Origin of the sequence: Nostoc sp. DedSLP03 (genome assembly GCF_034530815.1) — a bacterium.
In the GTDB taxonomy this organism is placed as follows: domain Bacteria; phylum Cyanobacteriota; class Cyanobacteriia; order Cyanobacteriales; family Nostocaceae; genus Nostoc.
In genome coordinates this window covers 20,094-42,651 of sequence record NZ_JAVRCK010000080.1, presented here as the reverse complement: position 1 = coordinate 42,651, position 22,558 = coordinate 20,094, and the positions used below count along the sequence as shown (strand labels likewise).

Genomic DNA, 22,558 nt, shown 5'->3' with positions numbered 1-22,558 from the left:
CGCGAACACTATTTTCTTTGTTTTACCTCTATTTCTCCTTAACCGAGCAGTATTGCATGGGGAGTTAGCGGGTGGAGGAGTGTCACGAACCGCACAAAGGCATTTCCTGAACTCGCGTATTCTGCAAGTATGCTTACTAAATCATCAGTGCTGGGGTTGTAGAGGCGGCTGAGTCCGCGCAATGTGGGACTGGTTTGGCGGGTGGTGGGTTGTACAATCAAATCGCGGAGGGTTTCGCGGATGGGTGCAGGGGTGTTGTGATTTTGAGCAACTGCGCGACGGACTTCGACTTTTTCATCGTTTGCCAGTTGTGTCAGTATCGTTTCAGGTAGGTTAGAATTGCTAGCCGCAGCAGTGCGTACACTGGAGTTTTCATCACCTGCGAGAACTTGTAAAACAGTAATTGGTGTATTGGGGTTAGTTGCTACTTTGATTCGCACCTCTACTTGTTCATCCTGCGCCAGTAATTCCAAAACGCTTACAGGTGAATTGATTGCAGCCGCAACAGCTTCACGCACGGATATTTCCGTATCTTCTGCTAAACGCAACCACAAAGCCTCTGTCAAATTGGGATGGCGAACTAAACAAACGCGCACTTCTACACAAGGATCTTGGACAAGAATGCTCAGTAGTTGTGGTGTTAAGCTGGGGTTGTATGCAAGCGATCGCACTATACTATCATCAGTTGTAGGTGGAATAAACGAGCGAGGATCGGGTGTTGCACCAATAAATTCTCTTCTTGCTAAAATCTCCAATGCCTCAATAGGTGTGCGAGGATTACCAGCTATTGAACGCAACACATCATTATGATCGCCCGGAAATGCACTTTTGAGCATATCTACTGTTTGATTTGGCGTATTTCCTGAATTTTGGCTACTCAGAACAATTTCAGCAAGTGCGCGAGGCGGTGTGTTGGGATTGCGAACAACTTCCAAACGAGTTGTAAAATCTGGGTGACTAGCTAGCACTTCCAAAGTTTCAGGAAATGTATTAGCATTACTGGCGACAGCACGAACTGTAGCTACATAAGAATCTCTCGCTAACTGTCTTAAAACGGTAGCTGGTGTATTAGGGTGAGATGCGACTCGATAACGCACTGAACTATCAGTGTGACTTGCTAACTGTGACAAAGTTTCAGCAGGCATTTGTGAACCTTTGACAGGATGTTTAATAAAATCAGCAAGATTTTTGCTACTCATACTCTTAACTGCTTGAGCAAGTACGATTCCTGGTGTATTAGGATTGCGTTGATTTACAAGATTTTCTTCTAAGCCTAAGCGAGTCAGAATTGTGACAGGAGTGTTAGGGTTAGCAGTCAGTTTCGTTTTTACTTCACGGCTGGTATCGTTGGCTAACCGCATCAAAATTTCAACAGGTGTATCGCGATGTTCTGCAACTCTGGCTCGGACTTGCTCAGATTCATCTTGCGCCAATATTTCTAATAGTTGAATAGGCGTTGGTATTTTATTCTGAGATGATTGATGGAGAAGCCATAAACGCACATTCAAGATTTTATCTCGCCCCAATTCTAGCAAACTTTGTAGTGGTAAATTGGCATTTTGTAAAACAACTTGACGCACAGTTTCATCTGCATCTTTTGCTAGTTCTTCCAAGACTTTAATCGGAGTTTTATTACTACGTGCTGCGGTCAATTTCGCTTTTTGATCTCCCTTTTGCACAACCTGTGTTAAAGCATGAGGACTGTCGGGACGACGTGCTATTAGTTCGTTTGCTTTTGCAGTTTCTTCTGCTTCTGATTGAGCTAAAAGTAAACAGTAAGATCCCAAAATCATTTGTTTGTATTCTTTTTCTATCAGCATTTGTTGATGTTCATCTAAGTAAGGTAAATTGATATTTATCAACGCGCATTTCCGTACTTGTATGTCACTATCTTTCACTAGCTCAATCAAAACTTCCGCGGGTATCGAAGGATTTTTCGCTACATAACAACGGATGATGCTATCTGATGATTTTGCCAGTTCTGCCAAGGTGTTAGGTGATGTGTTTGGATCTCGGCTTTGTTGCTCTAAGCTTTGCTGTTTATCTTGTGGTCTAGATCCTGATGAAATATGATAAACATGGTCAGTTGACTTTGTTGCTAATAGACGCTTTTTGATAGCTTTCGGTGTTTTCGGATTGCTGAGAACTGCTTCCCGTACTTGAAAGCTTGAATCTTGAGCCAATTGCTTGAGTGTAGTTCTTAATACTTGTGGATGTTTAGCAATATTAATTCGCATTGACTCTAATGAATCATTTGCTAAAAGTTCGAGAATTTCTCCTGATATGTTTGGCTGATTGATTACCGAATTAACGTAATAGTAAAAATTTTTTTCACTGCGATCGCATACCACTTGCTCTATAATAATTAGGGGTAAATTTTTCCTTTGAGTAATAATTGTACGTTTGTGTTTGGGATATAGTTTTAATAATACTTGCTCTGAAATCTTCGGATGTTTTACTAGAGCCGTTTGAATTTCGTTATCAGTATGGTTTGCAAGCAAATTGAGTGCTTCTGTTGGAGTGAAAGGATTCTTCGCTACCGCTAACTGAATTGCATATACAGCATTTCCAGCCAACTGCATCAGTGTCTCTGCCGATGTTTCTGGATTATTCGCTACCGCTAACTGAATTTTGTACACCGCATCTCCAGCCAACTGCATCAGCGTCTCTGCTGTCGCTGAGGGATTTTGCGCCACAGCCAACCGCACCCACGGCCAACTACTCTGCCCCAGCATCCCTAGCTGTTCTGCATCTGTATTCCAGTTAGAGGCAATGGTATGCTGCCCTTCTACCAGTTCAATTAATGGTGGTGGACAACTAGGATTAAATTTCACCGCCAACCGCACTGGTAATTCTAAATCACCCGCTAACTGTTCCAATATTGCCAAGGGCGTTTCTGGCGACTCTGCTACTTGCAAGCGTGGTTCTAAAGTTGGCTCCTGTGCCAGTCGTTCTAATAATTGCAACCGATAGCGCAAGGGCATTTGGGGATTTCGTAACCCTTGAATTAGCCGCTCGGCTGGAACCCACTCGCTGAGAAAGCATGGTGGTACTGGGCCTAACTTTAGCAGTTCTACAGCGAGGCGATCGTTTTGCCCTAGTTGCTGTTGTTGCAGCATTGCATCTACTGCTTGCTGCCATCCGTCTGTTAGTTCACCAGCCAAATTTACGTGCAAACTTGCAGCTTGTGCTACCTGCTCATCAGGACTATTAACTAGAATCTCTAAGAGACTGCGCGGTGTTTGGAGAAAACTAGCAACGGCTAATTGCAAAGCTACTGGCTGCTGCAACAACAGCTCTGATGCTGACAAGAATGCTTGCAAATCTGATACACTAACTGGCTGAAGAGGTTGCATGGCTGTATCACTAAAAGTAGTAGTACATTAATACTATACAAAGGATACATCAAAACTATTGTGAAAGTTTTGTGTCCCTATCTTTATAATTCCCAATAGCAAACAGACTTAATACAGTAATCCTATTTGATTTGTGAGAATTGCAAGCTACACGTGTCTCAATGCGGTTTGGTTAATGTTTCGTTTTAACCTTTGAATGGGACTATAAGGGTTCTTGTCCCTTATGAGGTACAAAAACCAACACCACCCCGCAAGTGAGGAGGGGAATATGATGTACCTAATACGATTACTAAACGCTATAATCATCAAAATTTGATATAAATTTCCACCAATCTTAATCACACCAAATATTTGTTGTTATTTACTTAATTTGATTATGATTGTTGGCGCTGTTACAACCCGGAATTTTAAAACCGTTTACTATACCTGAGTACTTTGATAAAACAAAAGTAGTTTGCTAAAAACATAAACCTATAATTTGGTAGAGATATTCGTTGTTATCCTAACCAGCTAAATCACTTTATCTCAGTCAAATCTCAACAATTTCCAAATTATTTTATGGACTTATAAATGATAAATCAACAATAACTGACTTAAGAAGTAGGAATTAGCAAACAAGTACGGAGAAAAGCCTAATCTATTCTTTTTTCTGCGCCACTAGTTAAGAGGTAATCTATGGTGCGAAACTCAAAGCTAGGGTACAGAACGTTCCCTAAGTCTATTCTGCGTCCATCCGTTGCTATAGGTATAACTATATCTTTATTGGTTGGCGGCATAAGTTTTTATATAGTAAAACGCTGGCAAAATTATGCCAATCAAGAGGCACAAGTACCAGCAACACAATTGCCACAATTAAAAACAGTAACAGCTTTAGGGCGACTCGAACCACAGGGAAAGGTAATTAAACTCTCTGCTGCGGTGTCTGCGGAAGGAAGTCGGGTAGAAAAGTTGTTGGTAAAGGAAGGGGATAGGGTAAAAGCAGGACAGGCGATCGCAATTTTGAACAGCCGCGATCGCCTCCAAGCAGCATTTAAAGAGGCACAGGAACAGGTAAAAGTAGCCCAAGCAAACCTAAACCGCACCCAAGCAGGTGCTAAACGCGGTGAAATTGCCGCTCAAAAAGCTGCGATCGCCCGCCTAGAAGCCGAACGCCAAGGTGATATTAATGCTCAAGCCGCGACAATTGAGCGATTCCAAGCCGAAGTGCGTAACGCCCAAGCAGAAGACGAACGCTATCAGCAACTATATCAACAAGGCGCAATTTCCGCTTCCCAACGGGATAGCAAGCGTTTAAACTTGGAAACCGCCCAAAAAAGCTTGCAAGAAGCCCAGGCACAGTTAAATCGTACCCAATCAACTAGCCAGCAACAAGTTAAACAAGCTACAGCAACACTTGATGAAATCGCCGAAGTGCGGGGAGTAGATGTAGAAGCCACCCAAGCAGAAGTCAATCGTGCCGTAGCAGCCATGAATCTGGCAAAAGTCAATCTTGAACAGGCTGTAGTGCGATCGCCCCAAAATGGACAGGTATTTGAGATCCATACCCATCCTGGAGAATTAGTATCAAATGATGGCATTGCAGATATTGGACAAACCAGCCAGATGTATGTCATCGCCGAAGTCTACGAAAGCGATATCGGCAAAGTGCATTCAGGGCAGCAAGTACGAGTACTTGGTGATTCTCTGCCAATTGAATTGCAAGGAATCGTAGATCGCAAAGGCTTGCAAGTGCGACGACAGAATGTCATTAACACAGATCCCGTCAGCAATATCGACAACAGAGTAGTAGAAGTCCACATCCGACTAGATGAAACTTCCAGCCAAAAAGCCGCCACCTTAACCAATATGCAAGTTAAGGCAGTAATTGAATTGTGAAATTTGTCATTAGTCATTAGTCATTAGTCATTAGTCATTTGTCATTTGTCATTGGTCATTGGTCATTAGTAATTCTCCCCTGCCCCCTGCCCCCTGCTCCCTGCTCCCCTGCTCCCCTGCTCCCTCATCTCCCCACTTCTTTCTTATCATGGGATTGCTCAAACAACTGCGACGGCGAACCCCTCTAGGATGGCTGCAACTGAATCATGAAAAAAGCCGTCTTTTCGTAGCATTATCAGGCATTGCCTTTGCGGATCTTCTCATGTTTATGCAGCTAGGTTTTCAAACTGCGCTGTATGACAGTAACACCAGACTACATCGCAGTTTGCAAGCAGACATTGTTTTAATCAGTCCCCAAGCCCGTAACTTAGCAAGCTTGTCTATATTTTCTCGGCGGCGACTTTACCAAGCAATGGATATACCAGGGGTGAAGTCGGCCCAAGCAATGTATTTTAACAATACAATCTGGAAGAATCCCCAAACACACCGTGAAACAGGGGTGTTAGTTATCGGCTTTAACCCAGACAAACCAGCTTTTGACTTACCAGATGTTAACCAGCAACTACAAGCGATCAAAATGCCGGATACGGTGTTGTTCGATCGTGGTGCAAGAGGAGATTATCAAAAAGCGATCGCTCAAATTGACCAAGGTAAAACCCTGACTACTGAAATAGAACGGCGCACAATTACTATTAGTGGCTTATTTCAAGTCGGCGCTTCCTTTGGCTTTGATGGCAACCTGATTACCAGCGATCAAAATTTTTTGCGGCTATTTTCTGGGCGACAGTCGAGCAGTGTCAGTCTAGGTTTGATTCTTCTAAAACCAGGTTATGAACCGAAAAAAGTAGCAGCAATGCTCAAAGCCTACCTCAAAGATGATGTCAAAGTATTAACCCACGCCGAATTTATTGAATTTGAAAATAACTTCTGGAGAACAAATTCCCCAATTGGGTTTATTTTCAGTCTAGGTGTATCGATGGGATTTGTGGTAGGCGTAATCATCGTCTATCAAGTCCTCTCTAACGATGTTAATGCCCACGTTCGAGAATACGCCACCTTCAAAGCAATGGGATATCGCAATTACTACCTGCTAGGTGTGGTGCTTGAAGAATCGTTGATATTAGCAGCATTGGGCTTCTTTCCTGGATTAGGAGTGTCCTTAGTGCTTTATCAACTGACTCGCAGTGCTACAAATTTGCCCATGTACATGACCGCGATTCGGACATTACAGGTATTAGTACTGACCATCATTATGTGTACAATTTCCGGTGCGATCGCCACCCGCAAACTCCAAGCCACCGATCCCGCTGATATGTTTTAAAAATTGTCATTTGTCATTGGTCATTGGTCATTTGCAAAGAACATAGACGCACCAGCGGCTTCCCGCAGGGTAGGACAAATGACCAATGACGACCGTCACGAGTAATCGATCTATTTATGACTAGTCAACCCGTCATTTCTATTAAAAATCTCGACCACCACTTTGGTCACGGCTCACTCCGCAAGCAAGTTTTATCTAACATCAATCTAGAAATTAATGCCGGTGAAATTATTATCATGACCGGGCCCTCTGGTTCTGGAAAGACTACCTTGTTGACCTTAGTGGGTGGATTGCGTTCTGCCCAATCCGGTAGTTTGCAGGTGTTGGGACGAGAACTTTGTGGTGCTAGTGCTGAAGAACTAGTGCAAGCGCGACGCTATAACGGTTATATTTTCCAAGCACATAACTTGCATGGTAGTTTAACGGCACTCCAAAACGTCAAAATGGCTTTAGAATTGCACAAACATCTTGAGTTAAAAAAAATGCAAGCTAGGTCAGCCCTAATGTTAGAGCAAGTAAGATTAGGAAATCATTTGCATTACTATCCCGATCGACTGTCTGGGGGACAAAAACAACGAGTAGCGATCGCTCGTGCTTTAGTCAGTCATCCTCAAATAATTCTCGCGGATGAACCCACCGCTGCCCTTGACAGTCAGTCAGGACGAGATGTAGTCAATCTCATGCAAAAACTGGCAAAAGAACAAGGCTGTACCATCTTGATGGTTACTCATGACAACCGCATTTTAGACATTGCCGATCGCATAGTTCAGATGGAAGATGGCATACTCAAGTCAAAAGTAATACTATCAGCCTAAAGTTAATTAGCGTATTCCCTGATCAGGAGTTGATTTATAAAGTAAATCTGAAGTGTGGCGTGGCAGACTCACATTTTTGCCTCACTATCATAGTTTTTTGCCAACTAAAGCGCTATTCTCAGTAAGTTTTAAAATAATATTTCCGAATGGTATGTATATAGTTTAATTTATCTTCACTGACTTATTTACCTAGTTTAAGTAATTTCCCCATACCAATTTTAACCTAAGAATGTGATATTAGTGTCCAGTTGAAAAAGTGTCCAGTTGATTCCGAGATTTCCTTCAAGTATTATTTATGTAATCACAGTTAAATTTTATGCTCATTGCCAATGTCATACACCTTGGTTATTAGAGTCAAGACCAATTTCCTAAAATTACAGATAAAATGATTCGCCCTTGCAATCCATAAATACCTGGAGAATTTCCGAAAATTTATGGTTGTCAACAACATCGGCTTCAAACAGGAAACACTAGCGATAATAAGCTAATCTATTTTCCAATACAAGCAAGGGTTTTTGTAGTTCTATGATTATTGAGGATAGCGCTAGTAGTTCAAACAAAAATTTGCTCGGTTTTGATGTCAAAACTTTGACAGCCAATTGCCGTGCAATAAATGTGTTAAAGGGAATATTTGCTGTTCTCCCGATCGCCTTGGCATTACCTGTAGATGCTTTGCAAGTAAAGGTGATTCCAACTAATCCTAAATTAGGGGATACACTCTCGGTGCAGATTAATCTAGATAATCCAGAGAATGGTACAAAACCAACAGTAGCTAGTGGCAAGAATACATACCCAGCCTTTGAAATTGCGCCCAATCAGTATCGGGCTTTTGTTCCCACAACTCCATTAGAAAAAGCTGGAACTAGAACACTTCGGGTTGCGGGGGATGGTCAAGTGCAAAACTTGGCAGTGAATGTGCTTAATCGCAAATTCCCCGTACAACGTATTACTTTGCCACCTGGTAAAGCTGGAGTGGATGCCACAGAGTATGAACTTAAGCGTGTGGCAGCTTTTAAGGCGCTACAAACACCAGAAAAGTATTGGAATGGAGTATTCCTGAAGCCAAATGCAGGGCGGATGAGTACAAACTATGGTGTACGTCGCTACTATAATGGTACATTTGCAAAAGACTACTATCATCGTGGTCTTGACTACGCTGGTGCTGCCGGTTCACCGGTAATTGCCCCAGCCGCTGGGCGAGTTGCTTTGGTAGGTAGGGTATCCCAAGGGTTTCGGATACACGGTAACGTAGTTGGCATTGACCACGGTCAAGGAGTAACCAGTATTTTCATGCACCTGAGTCGTATTAACGTTAAAGAAGGTGATTTTGTGAAAGCTGGTCAACTAATTGGTGCAGTAGGTTCAACAGGTGCTGCCACGGGGCCGCATTTACACTGGGGTCTATATGTCAACGGACAATCTGTCGATCCAACACCTTGGCGAACTAAGGTTGTTAACTAGATAGAGGCAGAATTGATCCTGTCTTTGCATAATTTGTGTATTTTTTGCTGAGAATTACGCAAAATAAATTGGATTGATACCGTCCCTACCAAGCTTTGCCAACATAAATGATGATAAGCGTTATGAGTATCGAAAAAATTGTAGAACAAGCTCTCCAAGATGGTTATTTGACACCAGCAATGGAAGCAGAAGTCGGTAGAATCTGTGATAACGCCTCAGAACTCTCAATTGAAGAGTATATGGCGTTGGATCGGCTGATGGGTGCGCTATTGACTGGTGAGGTAGTGGCGGTACCTCGCAAACAATTTATTAACGTTATGGAAGAATTGGTGCTGACGGAAGCGATCGCCCGAGTCGCAGAAATTGAAGCCACCAGCGAAAGTTCTCTAGATGTCGGGGATATTGCCGCTTACGCTCTCAATCGGCTACCACCTTTGTATGCTACTACAGAAGAGGGTGCTAACTTCCAGCGCCAAACGGCTCAGGCACAACTGCAAGACTTAATTTCTCAACAAATAAGTGAGGCGATTAACCGTTACCTCGATCGACCCAATTTCTTCCCAGAACGTCAAGCTTTGGGTAAAAATACTGGCAATGAGGTTGTACGCCAAGTTAGTGCTTTACTCCAAACATACGCGCCTAACTTTGAGCAAAAATTATAATTTTAAGAGTCATTAGTCATTAGTCATTAGTCATTTGTTTTAGACAAAGGACAAAGGACAAAGGACTAATGACTTTTAACTAATTAATCACGTACTAACACTTTTGTCCCTATACTCACTTGCTCATATAACAATCGGACATCAGAATTTCGCATTCTTAAGCAGCCGTGGGATACAGCCGTTCCTACCAGGTCAACATCCGGCGTGCCATGAAAGCCAATTTCATTGCGTCCATCTGACCAAAAACCAATCCATCTATCTCCCAAGGGACTATCCGTACCAGCCTGAAATACTTTGCCAGTAATCGGGTGACGCCAGATTGGAAAGTGTCGCATGTGGATCACCTGGAAAGAACCTGTGGGCGTTTCCCAACCTTTCTTACCAACAGCAATGGGGTAGCTGGCGATCACCTCGTCTCCTGCATATACATAAGTGCGGCGATCGCTTAAATCAACCACTACCTGCGTCTTGACATTTGCCAGCCTACTAGATGGTACTTGTTGGGCTGAAGCCTGAGACCACAGACCTTTTGGCCAACTATCTGCAATTGGATTTTGTCTTTCTACTTTCGCCATCAACTGCGTCTGAGTTGGTACGTCACTTGCTTTAGCTACATTATTCTTAATAATTTGGGGCTTAGTTTGTGGCTGAATGGTAGCAGGCTTGAGTTTAGAAGCTCTAGGAATAGTTGCTTTCGCTAGATTCTTCTTAATTATTTGCGACTTATTAATAGTAGAAGCCCTACGAGTAGTTGTTTTAGCTAGATTCTTCTTAATTATTTTTGATTTAGTTTTAGGTTTAATAGCAGAGGACTTTGGTGTAAACGTCCTCTGGGCAGTCGAGCCTTGGGTAACTTTATCAGGTGGCACAGATCCACCCAGCGCAATTTCCCCCAAACTCACTTGGGAAAGATTCTTGTAGACTCCCTCTGTCCGGCTTCCCTTAAGATTGGTTCGGGTAGAATCTCGCCGCATCGAAGTAGATGCAGACTTCTCATATTGCCGTTCCGCCGTACTAATGCGCCAATGGACAGCTAAGGATAAAAATGCTGTGCCAAAACAAAGCAGCATTACCATACGCCCTACAGATTCGTTTCTTACCATTGCCATCGCCTATTGTTTATCCCTGACATATCCAGCCGAGCAATTGGATGAGTTCATCATCCTATTATCAAAAATTTATCAATACTTATCATTTCCGCTGTAAATCTGCCAACACCTCTGGGCAAACTAAGACTATATAAATTGTCCCAGTGGCAAAATTCCAAGTGAGCAACCTTATTCCTCAAAAGTTTTGAGGGTCGTAAGCCTCTTTTCGGACTTTTTAGTGGAACTCTTGAAATGTAGCAATCAATCATTAATGGTGTAGGTGGGTGAAAAACCATGTTTGAAAAACTATTGCTAGCGGTAACAATTACATTTTCCCTCAATTTCTTTTTTCAAGTTCGCGTACCAGAGCAACATAACTCTAGTACTGCTTTCGGGCCACAATCAGAACAATCAGCAACTATTCTGGTAACGAAATCAAAAAATTAAATCACCATCTTAGCAACCACAGCAACCTAACTTCCAGAAATTATTACCCGAATTTTAAAGGTATCAAGAAGTTAGAATTACAAAATTTTATCTTCATTTTTATAGCTAAATTTAATTATCTCGATCAAGCGTATATATCCAGTTGCCAAAAGTACTAAAATGTGCATTAGATCGCGCCTTGGTTCCTCGATCGGTCTTAGGTAACTATGGGAGCAGTATAAGGAAAAGTGGCTCTGCTTATTGCTATAAATGTATCCAAAATTGTCTGCTTCAGTGTTCCAGTCATAAATCCGTCACCTGAGCATGGAACTTCTGTACCATTAGCAGGTCTAATAGATAGGGATGATTTAGAGCCAGTACGATCTATGAGTCAATCGATTACTGTATCCTGGTCAACGGTTGATGCAAAGTATCCAGAAGCATCAGTGCAAGTTGACAAACTCCCTAACCACGATTTAATTTTGCGCTGTCAAGCCGGACTGCGACCAGATCGTGCTGCTTTTGCGGAACTATTACGTCGCTATCAAAGTCAAGTCGATCGAGTTCTATACCACTTAGCTCCAGATTGGCCTGACAGAGCCGATTTGGCTCAAGAAGTTTGGATTCGAGTGTATCGGAACATTAACCGATTACAAGAGCCTGCTAAATTTCGGGGCTGGTTAAGCCGCATTGCCACGAACTTGTTTTACGACGAGTTACGTAAACGCAAGCGGGTGATGAGTCCTTTGTCACTGGATGCTCCCCGTTCCTTAGAGGACGGCGAGATGGATTGGGAAATCGCTGGCGATACGCCAGGCCCTGAAGAAGAACTGACAACGAGAGAATTTTACGAGCAATTGCGGGAAGCGATCGCGGATTTACCAGAAGTTTTTCGTACTACCATTGTCCTCAGAGAAATCGAAGGCATGGCTTATGAAGAAATTGCCGAAATCACTGGAGTTTCTCTAGGAACAGTGAAGTCCAGAATCGCCAGAGCTAGATCGAGGCTGCAAGCCCACTTGCAGAATTATCTAGACTCCTAATTTTCTTAATTTACAGTATCTTGCTTCTGCCCAATGGCAGAATTTAAGCATAGATTAAAAATTACTAGAAAGACGTAGATTTTTTCTGCCTAAAGGTAGAAAATTGGCTAATTTTCCCAAAATTCCCGCCCAGTTTACCCGTGTATGAATTGGTAATAATGTTAAGATGACTACTGATTCTCAGTTTTACGACCGTTCTCCTTTGCAACTTCCTCAAGATTTGTCAGATGGAATGGCCAAGCATACCAATGAATCAACGGGTCTTATGGATATGGTGAAGCGCGATCGCTTCGAGTTATTGAGTGCTTACCTCGATGGTGAAGTCACAGCCACCGAACGCAGGCAAGTAGAAGAATGGCTGGCAAATGATGCCTCAGTTCAATGTTTGTATGCCCGACTGTTAAAACTGCGCCAAGGTTTGCGGACGCTCCCAGTGCCAGCAGCCCAACAGTCGCCAGAAGAAACAGTTCAGCAAGTATTGACACGTTTGCGCCGCCGCTCCCGTTTAAACTGGATAGCGGCAGGTGCAGCTGTTGCTGCTTGTGCGATCGGTGCAATATCTGGCTTAGTAGGTGGTGGTTCGATGGTGCCGCAACTGGCGCAACGACCACAAAGAGAACCGATACAAACGTCCTCAGCGTCTATAGTTCCCCCTTCCCCGCTGATGGTGGGACTAAATAACCCGGTAATTGAAATTCCGAAAGCAGCAGTAGCCTCTCCAGAAAATTCAATTTATCAGGTTCAGCCGCAACGACACGACCCCAAACAGGACATAAACTAATCGCAAAGTTTACAGTTCAAAACTGTACTCTAGGGTTAAACCACAGCCGCTCCACCAGCCGTTAGGTTGGAGTAAACCTCCTAATTGCTCAACTTGTTCTAGAGTCATTAAATAAACCCAAGCCCAACTATAAGAGAGCGACTGTGGCTCATAAACCTCGATAATATGTCGATTATAGAGGTTTTCTGGTGTTAGTCTATTGGGCTGGTAATCTTCCAGCACATCTAGCTCATTTAAAATCTTTGGGTTGGAAAAAGAGAGTAAATATCCATAAACTTGGCTATCTCCTAGCGTCATCGCTGGGTAGCCCATTGGCAGAGCAAATAATTTGCCTTGTACAATGGCTGTTTTGACATCAACTACTTTGCTAGCACAGTATCTTTTATAGTTAGCTTCACCTGGTTTGAGCGTGCCGTAGACAAAAATCCGCACTAAATCAGACAATTTTATATTTGATTCAACCATTGCCTATTTTAACCATCTAACTTGACAGCAATCAAAACCTATGATTTTGAATACCTTTAGATATCAGTTCTAGAGATATTTTTGTTTACTCAGATTAATAGTTAAACAATTAAGTACTACTCTTGCCCTTTATTCCTGTCTAACTTCTCTTGGATAGCTTCTCTACAAAATTCAGGAGGGTTATCTTGTTGCTGCACTTCTTCTTTCATTTCCTTGGTAACTCTGAAACTAAGTTTTTCTGGCAAAGGTTTCTCTCTGTCAGACTTAATCGGTTCTAAATTTTCAGGTTTACCTTTAGGGTTAGGCATTATTGAGAGATGTAAATATAGCTTGAGTGATGTGGAGACAAACCATTAGAGTGTTTAAACCGTAGGCAATCGACCGTGGAAAGTTGTTACCTACCGATACCACTTTTACAAATGGGTAACTCTATTTTATGTTCACACGTGCAGAACTCGAAATCAAAACCACCAAGGGACTTTTTTATGCACTATATACCTAAACTTGTTGAACTTTAGGGATATAAGATAGATAGAAATAGGGGGTAGAAAGAAATAGTAAATTGATTTTGTAAATTAAATTAGAAAATTACTAGACAGATAATTCCCTCAATATAGTGGTTCAAATGTACTAGTAAACAAATGCTAGAAAATTAGTAGAAATAAAGTGTAACAGGCATGAAACCATTGGAAATACGTGATTCTGTAGATTCCCGATATAACCCAGCAGCAATTGAGGAAAAATGGCAAAAAACATGGGTAGAACTTGGCTTAGATAAGACACCAACAGTTAGCAACAAGCCAAAATTCTATGCACTTTCCATGTTCCCTTATCCATCGGGCAGCCTACACATGGGTCACGTCCGTAATTATACGATTACCGATGTGATTGCCCGCCTCAAGCGAATGCAAGGGTATAGGGTAATACACCCAATGGGTTGGGATGCCTTTGGCTTGCCAGCAGAAAATGCCGCCATAGACCGTGGTGTACCGCCAGCAAAATGGACTTATCAAAATATTACCCAGATGCGACAACAATTGCAGCGTCTCGGTTTATCTATTGACTGGGAATGCGAACTCGCTACCTGTTCGCCAGATTATTACAAGTGGACGCAATGGATTTTCTTGCAGTTTTTGCAAGCAGGGTTAGCTTATCAAAAAGAAGCAGCTGTAAACTGGGACCCGATCGATCAAACTGTACTAGCAAATGAGCAAGTTGATAACGAAGGACGTTCTTGGCGCAGTGGGGCAGTAGTTGAGCGCAAATTATTACGCCAGTGGTTTTTCAAGATTACTGACTACGCCGAAGAATTACTCAATGACTTGCATCAATTGACAGGTTGGCCGGAACGCGTCAAGTCTATGCAGGCAAACTGGATTGGCAAATCTACAGGCGCTTACTTAGAATTTCCCATCATTGGGATAGATGAAAAAATCGGAGTGTACACCACACGCCCAGATACAGTTTATGGTGTTAGCTACCTAGTGTTAGCACCAGAATATCCCTTAACAAAGCGCGTCACTACAAAAGAACAACAAGCAGCGGTAGAAGCCTTTATTAAAGAGGTTTCCAATCAAAGTGAGTTGGAACGTACTGCTGAAGACAAACCTAAGCGGGGTATACCCACAGGTGGTAAGGCAATTAACCCATTTTCAGGGGAAGAAGTGCCGATTTGGATTGCTGACTATGTACTGTATGAGTATGGTACTGGAGCAGTGATGGGTGTGCCGGCACATGATGTCCGGGATTTTAAGTTTGCCAAAAATTACGATTTGCCAATTGATTTTGTCATCGTTTCCCCAGATGATGTTGCAGGTTTTGATTTAACTCCAACATCGGAGACGGATGAAGTCACACAACTAGTGCAAATTGAATATAACCAGGCATACACCGAACCAGGAATTTTAATTAATTCCGGTGCTTTTACTGGTATTTCTTCCACAGAGGCTAAACAAGCAATAATTGAATACGCCGAACAACAAGGTTTTGGTAAAGTACGAGTGCAATATCGCTTGCGGGATTGGTTGATTTCACGGCAACGTTACTGGGGCGCACCGATACCTGTAATTCACTGTCCCAACTGTGGGATAGTACCAGTTCCCGATCGAGATTTGCCAGTACAGTTGCCGGAAGAGGTGGAATTTACTGGACGTGGCGGTTCACCTTTGACTCAGTTAGAGAGTTGGGTAAACGTACCTTGTCCGACTTGTGGCACTCCAGCAAAGCGGGAAACTGACACGATGGATACTTTTATTGATTCCTCATGGTATTACTTGCGCTTCCCTGACGCTAAAAATGAACAACAGGTTTTTGATTCCAGTAAAATCAATGACTGGATGCCAGTTGACCAGTATGTGGGTGGGATTGAACACGCAATTTTACATTTGTTGTATTCGCGGTTCTTTACTAAGGTTCTGCGGGACAGAGGGTTACTGAACTTTGATGAACCTTTCCAACGCTTGTTAACTCAAGGTATGGTACAGGGTTTAACTTACCTAAATCCCAACAAAGGCGGCAAAGATAAATGGATTCCTTCTAATCTGGTAAATTCTGCTGACCCGCGCGACCCCCAGACAGGGGAACCGTTGCAACGTCTCTATGCCACCATGTCTAAATCAAAGGGCAACGGTGTAGCACCAGAAGATGTAATTTCTAAATACGGTGTAGATACAGCGCGGATGTTCATCTTGTTCAAAGCGCCGCCAGAAAAAGATTTGGAATGGGATGAAGCCGATGTGGAAGGACAATTCCGCTTTTTAAATCGAGTTTGGCGTTTGGTGACAGATTATATTGCGGCTGGGGTATCCCATAAAAAACCCCAATCTGATTTAACTAAGGTAGAAAAGGAATTGCGGCGGGCGATTCACACGGCGATTCAAGCCGTGACAGAAGACGTGGAAGACGAATATCAATTCAATACCGCTATTTCAGAATTGATGAAATTGAGTAATGCCTTAACTGATGCTGACGGCAAAAGTTCACCGATTTACGCAGAAGGTATTCGCACTTTGGTGGTTTTACTAGCACCATTTGCACCACATATTGCTGATGAATTGTGGCATTTATTGGGTGAAAGTGATTCAGTTCATACTCAAACTTGGCCATCATTTGACCCTGCTGCTTTAGTAGCTGATGAAATCACTTTAGTGATTCAAATTATGGGTAAAACTCGCGGCTCAATTCAAGTACCAGCACAAGCAGATAAAGCAGCGTTGGAAAAATATGCTCGTGAATCAGAAATTGCCCAGCGTTACATCGAAGGCAAAGAGATTAAAAAGGTAATTGTGGTGCCTGGAAAGTTGGTGAATTTTGTAGTTAGCTAAGTACAGTTTTGCATAAAATCGTGGCAAATTGAGAGTTGAAATTTAAACGCAGATGCGCTTCTCTACGAGACGCTACGCGTAGCTTGCTTCCACGAAGTGGTACGCCTTACCATAGGGAATTCGCTACGAATTAATGAAATCTTGTACTTAGCAATTGATAAAATTGTAAATTTAGCCTGACAAAACATCAGAGGATTTACATCCGTGACACTCAAAGAGTTAGAACAACAACTTCTTGCCCTCAGTCCTGATGAAAAATTGCAGGCTATACAGTTACTTGCTCAAAGTCTCGGCAACAATTGCCAAGGAATTGAAAAAACTCCTAGAGTTTGTGGTGGAGAGGCTCGCATCGCTAAAACTCGTATTCCTGTTTGGGTACTTGTGGAAGCTCGCGGTCTTGGATATAGTGATGCTGACCTTTTGACGAGTTATCCAACTATTACAGCTACAGATTTAGCTAATGCTTGGGTATATGCACAAGCTCATCCCGATGAAATCGAATTGGCAATTGAGCGTAATGAGGTAGCCTAATCAATGGCGCGGTTTTACGCAGATGAGCAGTTTCCCTTTCCAGTTGTGGAATTATTACGCGCTTTGGGGCATGATGTTTTGACAGTTCAAGAAGCAGAAAATGCAGACCAAGGTATACCTGATGAGGAAGTGCTAGCATTTGCCATAAGTCAAGAACGCTCAATATTAACTATCAATAGAGTTGGTTTTATCCGTTTGCATCGTCGTGATTCTAACCACTTCGGTATTTTTGTTTGCACGAATAATCGTAATTGGGAACAATTTGCAGCACGGATAGATGAGGCTGTGGCAACAGAAGAACCTTTGCAAGGAAAACTAATTCGTGTGGTACGTCCAGTAACTTAAAAAGGTTTTGGTGGTACGCACAAATGCTAGAGTTATCAAGTATATGTTGCAACAATTTTTATAACAGTAGGTTCCTTCTCTGGTAGATGTGTATTTAAAAACATTTATCCAAGCGTCCAGAGAGTTAGACTGTTTTATTTATACACAAAAAAGCGCTTGAGAATTTTGCTTACTCAAGCGCTTTTCCGTAAAAGCTTATACCAACTCACTCGTTTGATGCAACATTTGAAATCTGCAACACTCCCTCAGGAGGGAATATTACGGGGATAACTTGTGACAAACATGTGGTGAAATGGTATCACTCCTTGCACTAACTAAGAATATCTCTTTTGTAAGAATACCGGGGATCTAGTGAGTGACACTTTATGAACTGAACACTAGTTAAAAACGACTCACCGTGAATAGTAACTAAGGAGACTAAGCACGATTGTAGCAATTTTGTAAGTATAGTATAAAAACTTATAGTTTATTACTACCCGCCGCCGACATTGCTTACTACTAAGTGCAGTATCAAAAAGTGCAGCAATTAGTAGCATAGATATCTCAACTTCTGCGTCAAATTAGTCGCTATCAAATAACCTAGAAAAGGCTTGGATATTAGTGGCAAAGCGATTTTGACTCATATAAATCATAAACGAAGGTATTGTTTAGAGAATGGCAACCCAAGAACAAATCTTTGACCCAAATAGATTGAAAAGTTTGGGTTGGGTATCTTTTATCTCTTAGCAAACGGTAACATCCAAGTCTTCTGTATAGTGTAGGGAGTTACTTCTTTCATGGAAGCAAAACACAACTTTTTCAGCGATAATTACCGCGATGTTCAAAATGATTTCGCGTTTTTCTATAAAAACAACTGAGGTGGATTATGGGTAGATTTTAAGAATTTATCGTACCGATGCTTCATCTAGATAGATGTTTAATCCTTGGCTAAAATAGCCGTTCGCCTACGAGCAGACACCTTAACCTGGCGTCTAGGTGTGTGGTAAGATTGCCTGGAACAGAGGTTTTATCTGAGTTGGAGTCTGGTATAAATTGCAAAGGTCAAGCTGACCGATCGTTAACTCCCACAATACTTTTCCTATAAATTTGGAAAATATACAACAATGCTGGTGACAATCTGAGTGGAATTTGTAGATGAATATCTAGGATTTGCTACCAGACTTAACCGACTTCCCACAATTTTGACTTTTATTTGACTTTTAGGATAGAAACATGAACGATAAGCTGATGCTGATGATTCCAGGCCCTACACCGGTGCCAGAAGCTGCCTTACTGGCATTAGCCAAGCATCCGATTGGGCACCGTACTAGTGAATTTAGCAATATATTGGCAGAGGTGACAGAAAACCTGAAGTGGCTGCACCAAACTCAAAGTGATGTGTTGATGCTGAATGTCAGTGGTACGGGTGCTGTAGAAGCGGGAATAATTAATTTTCTTTCTCCAGGCGATCGCATTTTAGTTGGCTCTAATGGTAAATTTGGCGAACGCTGGGTAGAAGTTGGTCAAGCCTACGGTTTGAATGTAGAAGAAGTTAAGGTGGAATGGGGAAAACCCTTAGACCCCGCAGTATTTGCCGAAAAACTCCAAGCAGATACCCAAAAGCAAATCAAAGCTGTAATCATTACCCACAGCGAAACCTCGACGGGTGTGTTGAATGACCTAGAAACCATCAACCGCCACGTCAAAGAACATGGTGAAGCTTTAATTATCGTTGATGCCGTCACGAGCTTGGGTGCCTTCAATTTACCCGTGGATGCTTGGGGTTTGGATATCGTCGCTTCCGGTTCCCAAAAAGGTTATATGATTCCGCCAGGGTTGGGTTTTGTCTCTGTCAGTCCCAAGGCTTGGGAAGCTTACAAAACTGCGAAGCTACCGAAATATTATTTGGACTTAGGCAAATATCGCAAAGCTACAGGCAAAAATACAACTCCATTTACTCCGCCTGTGAACTTGATCGTAGCGTTACACACCACGTTGCGAATCATGAAAGAGGAAGGCTTAGAATCAATCTTTGCTCGACATGAACGGCTGAAAAATGCGACTCGCGCCGCCATAAAAGGGTTAAATTTACCCTTGCTTGCAGCAGATAATTCTGCTAGTCCGGCGATTACGGCTGTAGCACCACAAGGAATTGAACCCGATAAAATTCGGTCATTGATGAAAAAACGCTTTGATATTGCCCTCGCTGGTGGTCAAGATCATTTGAGCAATAAAATTTTCCGTATTGGTCACTTGGGTTTTGTCAGCGATCGCGATATCCTTAGCTGTATAGCATCCTTAGAAGTTACCCTCACAGAACTTGGCTACGAAGATTTCACTCCTGGTTCTGGTATAGCAGCAGCAGTTAAAGTGTTTAGTTAGTCCTGAGTAATAAATCAAAAGAGCGAGTTAAATTATCAACTCGCTCTTTTAATTGATATTTAAGTAGAAACTGTCAGTCAAGAAAGATATATATCAATCTTTACGTAAGGTAGAGTTGATGTGACATACCTCAATCCTCTTAAATGACACCAAGTTGCCCTAGATAGTATTATTTGCTTTGAAGAAAGTTGTATTGTATCTTTGACACCAAACAAGACTAACTTTGGCAACTTAGTATCATCCAAAATTCGTATAAATAGTATTGTTTGAGATTCTGCTAATAGGCATTTGGTAGAAACTTTTAAGCCAAAGTCTAAAATTTACAATCTAAAATTGGTATAACCTACGCCGTCTCCAGCCAATCATAAATTTGTTCTAACTGCTCTAGAGTAATCAAACCATATTGCCAAAGAATCATTGCCAAAGGACCTGGGTCTTGCTCCCGATGCCGAAGTGCCACCGCTAGTGATGCTGTGGAAATTGCCAAATCTTCTTGCAAAAAATTAATCAGTCGAGAATATTTTGATGGTGACATTTGTATCTCACCTCCTTGTGCAGAATGTATTGTCATATATCAGTTCACCATTACTCAGTAGACAGTAACCAGTATTTCATCTGTCACTGTGCCGTTTTCGGCCATACACCCCAGCACAGTTTTTGTTAATCCGCCTTCAACAGAAGCTTCTTATAGATGGTCTGAGAAATAAAAATTCTCATACAAATCTTTTGCTAGCTTATTAAGCGGTATTTTTACTTAATTAAATTGACTTCATCTTATTTACCTTTGTGTTTTATTTAATTACACAGGTAGTAATAAAGATTCCATAGCCTATACTCTCTTATTGGCGACTATTTACACTTACGCCCAAGGGAATATTTTTGAGACTAAACCTGAAAACTGCGATTTCAGGTTTGAGACAGTAGAATTTTACATTATTACTACAGTTTTTAAATAGTAGCGTTACAAGTGCTGTTTGACCACATACAGTGACATTTTTTACAAAAAAAACATATATTTCAACCGTATAGGCTCTCAACCGAGTAATTACCCAAGTTTTTATCCAGGCAAAACACTAGAGTTTCAAAACTCTATTTTGAGAATATCGCCCACTTTTAACTTCAATTCGGCAGCTCTTCCAGAACGAAGTTCAATCACCTTATCAATTGGTGTATTGGGACCATAGGTAGGACAAGGCTCACTTGTACAAGGAGGTGCAGCAGCCTGAATATATTTAACTACACCTTTATGTAGAAATACCATGTCTAGGGGTACAGGTACATTCTTCATCCAGAAACTGACTGGTTGTGCTGAAGGGAAGCCAAACAGCATCCCCCGGTCATCTGGTAAAGCTGGTCGATACATCAATCCCATCGCTTGCTGTTTTGGCGTCTGTGCTACCTCTAATTGAATCGTTGTACCATTCGGCACAATGGCTTTAGCAGAAATTGGTAGTTTTTGACCTAAACTTTCTGGTGCTGGAGTTTTAGAACCAGAGGTGGGGCTAGGAGATTTAGCAGTTGTTGGCACAGAACAACCCATCAGAAAAATACTCAGCACTATTGAGAGCAGACTTAGCCGACGAGTCATATAGCTTTTCGATTTTGTAATTTAGACTTCAATTTTACAGTGTTGTAGGCAGAAAAACCCTTTGGGTGGAAGGCATTAGCACCCAAATTTACATTCCCAATCCGAAACTGAGAATGAGGCAAGGAGATAAGCAAACTCCCGCTATAGTATACTAGGATTCTCTTAAAACGTACCCTACGCCTCGCACTGTTTGAATCAGGCGCTTTTGACCTTCATCTTCGATTTTTAACCGTAAGTAACGGATGTACACTTCAATTACATTTGACTCACCCAGAAAGTCGTAACCCCAAACATTTTCTAGAATTTGTTCGCGGGTTAATACTTCACGGGGATGTTCCATTAAGAATTTTAATAGTTCAAATTCTTTCATTGTCAAGTCAATTGGTCGCCCGTTGTGTATGGCACGGCGAGTTGCTATGTCTAAAATTAAATCCCCAAAGCGTAATTGCTCTGTGGTATCTACATCGGGTTTTAAGTAGAGGCGAATCAACTTCAAAAAGTCTTCTGAGCGGTAAGGTTTGAGGATGTAATCATCCGCTCCAGCTTCTAGACAAGCTACACGATCGTCAACTGTATCCCTTGCCATTAAAATCAATACAGGCGATCGCATACCAGTGCTTCTCATATTTTTGCACAATGAGAGTCCTGATTCTCCTGCTAGCATCCGGTCTAAAACAATTAAAGCAGGTTGGCGATCGCGACAGTGTTGTAAACCACTCGTTGCATCATGAGCCAAAATTGATTCATAACCGGCTTCTTGCAAATCGCAAGAAAGCTGATTTGCAAGGCTCTCATCGGTTTCAATCACCAAAACACAAGGACTTTGAGCAACTGTCATAACAATTTGGGATATTGGATTTGGGATTGTAAAGATATTCCAGAGAAAATCTTTACATCAGTTATAAAGTGCAATTACGAGCTTTTAGTGATGTAGCAATTCTGATTTGACACGCTGCTAAGGATGTTTTAGCACGTTCAGGTGTCAGCTATCGAATTCTCGGATGCAATCTTAATAACTAACTCCAAATTCCATCTCCATACCAGTAATTCTGGAAGGAAATCAGCTCTTTTGGGCATGGGGCATAGTAGCAGAGGAGAAGTTACACTAAGTTTTTCC

At 42.0% G+C, this 22,558-nt stretch carries 19 protein-coding genes; 12 read left to right on the top strand and 7 right to left on the bottom strand.

The window, feature by feature from the left end:
• Positions 1-38 precede the first annotated feature (38 nt).
• Positions 39-3,356, bottom strand: coding sequence for a HEAT repeat domain-containing protein (locus RM368_RS29190; protein ID WP_322697294.1), 3,318 nt, complete (start codon positions 3,354-3,356; stop codon positions 39-41).
• 678 nt (positions 3,357-4,034) lie between these two features.
• On the opposite strand from RM368_RS29190, the gene RM368_RS29185 reads away from it, so the two are divergent.
• The 5 genes from RM368_RS29185 (at position 4,035) to RM368_RS29165 (ending at position 9,490) form a co-directional block, all read left to right on the top strand.
• A complete protein-coding gene (locus RM368_RS29185) occupies positions 4,035-5,231 on the top strand; it encodes an ABC exporter membrane fusion protein (RefSeq protein WP_416212263.1) in 1,197 nt (398 codons plus the stop codon).
• A 148-nt stretch (positions 5,232-5,379) separates the two neighbouring features.
• A complete protein-coding gene (gene devC, locus RM368_RS29180; protein ID WP_322697292.1) occupies positions 5,380-6,552 on the top strand; it encodes an ABC transporter permease DevC in 1,173 nt (390 codons plus the stop codon).
• Between the two features lie 116 nt (positions 6,553-6,668).
• Positions 6,669-7,367 carry a DevA family ABC transporter ATP-binding protein gene (locus RM368_RS29175; RefSeq protein WP_322697291.1) on the top strand — a complete coding sequence of 233 codons (699 nt, stop codon included), beginning with the start codon at positions 6,669-6,671 and terminating at the stop codon, positions 7,365-7,367.
• Between the two features lie 525 nt (positions 7,368-7,892).
• Entirely contained in the window at positions 7,893-8,828 is a 936-nt protein-coding gene (locus RM368_RS29170) for a M23 family metallopeptidase (protein WP_322697290.1), read from the top strand.
• Positions 8,829-8,950: 122 nt separating this feature from the next.
• Positions 8,951-9,490: a late competence development ComFB family protein gene (locus RM368_RS29165; RefSeq protein WP_190909652.1), complete on the top strand. Its 540-nt coding sequence runs from the start codon at positions 8,951-8,953 to the stop codon at positions 9,488-9,490.
• 83 nt (positions 9,491-9,573) lie between these two features.
• Here the strand turns inward: RM368_RS29165 and RM368_RS29160 are convergent, their stop codons facing one another.
• Complete coding sequence (locus tag RM368_RS29160) at positions 9,574-10,593, bottom strand: L,D-transpeptidase (RefSeq protein ID WP_322697289.1); 1,020 nt, start codon at positions 10,591-10,593, stop codon at positions 9,574-9,576.
• 279 nt (positions 10,594-10,872) lie between these two features.
• On the opposite strand from RM368_RS29160, the gene RM368_RS29155 reads away from it, so the two are divergent.
• From RM368_RS29155 to RM368_RS29145, 3 genes are all read left to right on the top strand, one after another.
• Complete coding sequence (locus RM368_RS29155; protein ID WP_292736083.1) at positions 10,873-11,025, top strand: hypothetical protein; 153 nt, start codon at positions 10,873-10,875, stop codon at positions 11,023-11,025.
• 365 nt (positions 11,026-11,390) lie between these two features.
• Positions 11,391-12,047, top strand: a complete 657-nt coding sequence (locus RM368_RS29150; protein WP_094352725.1) for a sigma-70 family RNA polymerase sigma factor — start codon at positions 11,391-11,393, stop codon at positions 12,045-12,047.
• 166 nt (positions 12,048-12,213) lie between these two features.
• A complete protein-coding gene (locus RM368_RS29145; RefSeq protein ID WP_322697288.1) occupies positions 12,214-12,828 on the top strand; it encodes an anti-sigma factor family protein in 615 nt (204 codons plus the stop codon).
• A 9-nt stretch (positions 12,829-12,837) separates the two neighbouring features.
• On the opposite strand, the gene RM368_RS29140 is transcribed toward RM368_RS29145, so the two are convergent.
• Both RM368_RS29140 and RM368_RS29135 read right to left on the bottom strand, forming a co-directional pair.
• Complete coding sequence (locus RM368_RS29140) at positions 12,838-13,293, bottom strand: gamma-glutamylcyclotransferase family protein (RefSeq protein ID WP_322697287.1); 456 nt, start codon at positions 13,291-13,293, stop codon at positions 12,838-12,840.
• 116 nt (positions 13,294-13,409) lie between these two features.
• Positions 13,410-13,601, bottom strand: coding sequence for a hypothetical protein (locus RM368_RS29135; RefSeq protein ID WP_322697286.1), 192 nt, complete (start codon positions 13,599-13,601; stop codon positions 13,410-13,412).
• A gap of 369 nt (positions 13,602-13,970) precedes the next feature.
• Between RM368_RS29135 and leuS the strand changes: the two genes are divergently transcribed.
• From leuS to RM368_RS29115, 4 genes are all read left to right on the top strand, one after another.
• Positions 13,971-16,616, top strand: a complete 2,646-nt coding sequence (gene leuS, locus RM368_RS29130; protein ID WP_322697285.1) for a leucine--tRNA ligase — start codon at positions 13,971-13,973, stop codon at positions 16,614-16,616.
• Between the two features lie 204 nt (positions 16,617-16,820).
• On the top strand, positions 16,821-17,147 hold the full coding sequence (locus RM368_RS29125) for a DUF433 domain-containing protein (RefSeq protein ID WP_322697284.1): 327 nt from the start codon (positions 16,821-16,823) through the stop codon (positions 17,145-17,147).
• A gap of 3 nt (positions 17,148-17,150) precedes the next feature.
• Positions 17,151-17,492: a DUF5615 family PIN-like protein gene (locus RM368_RS29120; protein WP_322697283.1), complete on the top strand. Its 342-nt coding sequence runs from the start codon at positions 17,151-17,153 to the stop codon at positions 17,490-17,492.
• A gap of 1,212 nt (positions 17,493-18,704) precedes the next feature.
• A complete protein-coding gene (locus RM368_RS29115) occupies positions 18,705-19,853 on the top strand; it encodes an alanine--glyoxylate aminotransferase family protein (protein ID WP_322697282.1) in 1,149 nt (382 codons plus the stop codon).
• Positions 19,854-20,196: 343 nt separating this feature from the next.
• On the opposite strand, the gene RM368_RS29110 is transcribed toward RM368_RS29115, so the two are convergent.
• The 3 genes from RM368_RS29110 to nblR form a co-directional block, all read right to left on the bottom strand.
• Complete coding sequence (locus RM368_RS29110; RefSeq protein WP_292719964.1) at positions 20,197-20,424, bottom strand: DUF2949 domain-containing protein; 228 nt, start codon at positions 20,422-20,424, stop codon at positions 20,197-20,199.
• 510 nt (positions 20,425-20,934) lie between these two features.
• The gene (locus RM368_RS29105) at positions 20,935-21,441 is read right to left on the bottom strand and encodes a DUF192 domain-containing protein (protein WP_322697281.1); all 507 of its coding nucleotides are present in this window, start codon (positions 21,439-21,441) and stop codon (positions 20,935-20,937) included.
• A 151-nt stretch (positions 21,442-21,592) separates the two neighbouring features.
• Positions 21,593-22,279: a response regulator transcription factor NblR gene (nblR, locus tag RM368_RS29100; RefSeq protein WP_099103317.1), complete on the bottom strand. Its 687-nt coding sequence runs from the start codon at positions 22,277-22,279 to the stop codon at positions 21,593-21,595.
• Positions 22,280-22,558 lie beyond the last annotated feature (279 nt).

Excerpts from the sequence above, each read along its gene's own strand:
- devC (WP_322697292.1), top strand. The coding sequence starts at position 5,380 with ATGGGATTGCTCAAACAACTGCGACGGCGAACCCCTCTAGGATGGCTG.
- RM368_RS29150 (WP_094352725.1), top strand. The coding sequence starts at position 11,391 with ATGAGTCAATCGATTACTGTATCCTGGTCAACGGTTGATGCAAAGTAT.
- RM368_RS29175 (WP_322697291.1), top strand. The coding sequence starts at position 6,669 with ATGACTAGTCAACCCGTCATTTCTATTAAAAATCTCGACCACCACTTT.
- RM368_RS29160 (WP_322697289.1), bottom strand. The coding sequence starts at position 10,593 with ATGGTAAGAAACGAATCTGTAGGGCGTATGGTAATGCTGCTTTGTTTT.
- RM368_RS29165 (WP_190909652.1), top strand. The coding sequence starts at position 8,951 with ATGAGTATCGAAAAAATTGTAGAACAAGCTCTCCAAGATGGTTATTTG.
- RM368_RS29155 (WP_292736083.1), top strand. The coding sequence starts at position 10,873 with ATGTTTGAAAAACTATTGCTAGCGGTAACAATTACATTTTCCCTCAAT.
- RM368_RS29120 (WP_322697283.1), top strand. The coding sequence starts at position 17,151 with ATGGCGCGGTTTTACGCAGATGAGCAGTTTCCCTTTCCAGTTGTGGAA.
- RM368_RS29115 (WP_322697282.1), top strand. The coding sequence starts at position 18,705 with ATGAACGATAAGCTGATGCTGATGATTCCAGGCCCTACACCGGTGCCA.
- RM368_RS29105 (WP_322697281.1), bottom strand. The coding sequence starts at position 21,441 with ATGACTCGTCGGCTAAGTCTGCTCTCAATAGTGCTGAGTATTTTTCTG.
- RM368_RS29170 (WP_322697290.1), top strand. The coding sequence starts at position 7,893 with ATGATTATTGAGGATAGCGCTAGTAGTTCAAACAAAAATTTGCTCGGT.
- leuS (WP_322697285.1), top strand. The coding sequence starts at position 13,971 with ATGAAACCATTGGAAATACGTGATTCTGTAGATTCCCGATATAACCCA.
- RM368_RS29110 (WP_292719964.1), bottom strand. The coding sequence starts at position 20,424 with ATGACAATACATTCTGCACAAGGAGGTGAGATACAAATGTCACCATCA.
- RM368_RS29140 (WP_322697287.1), bottom strand. The coding sequence starts at position 13,293 with ATGGTTGAATCAAATATAAAATTGTCTGATTTAGTGCGGATTTTTGTC.
- RM368_RS29190 (WP_322697294.1), bottom strand. The coding sequence starts at position 3,356 with ATGCAACCTCTTCAGCCAGTTAGTGTATCAGATTTGCAAGCATTCTTG.
- RM368_RS29135 (WP_322697286.1), bottom strand. The coding sequence starts at position 13,601 with ATGCCTAACCCTAAAGGTAAACCTGAAAATTTAGAACCGATTAAGTCT.
- nblR (WP_099103317.1), bottom strand. The coding sequence starts at position 22,279 with ATGACAGTTGCTCAAAGTCCTTGTGTTTTGGTGATTGAAACCGATGAG.
- RM368_RS29145 (WP_322697288.1), top strand. The coding sequence starts at position 12,214 with ATGACTACTGATTCTCAGTTTTACGACCGTTCTCCTTTGCAACTTCCT.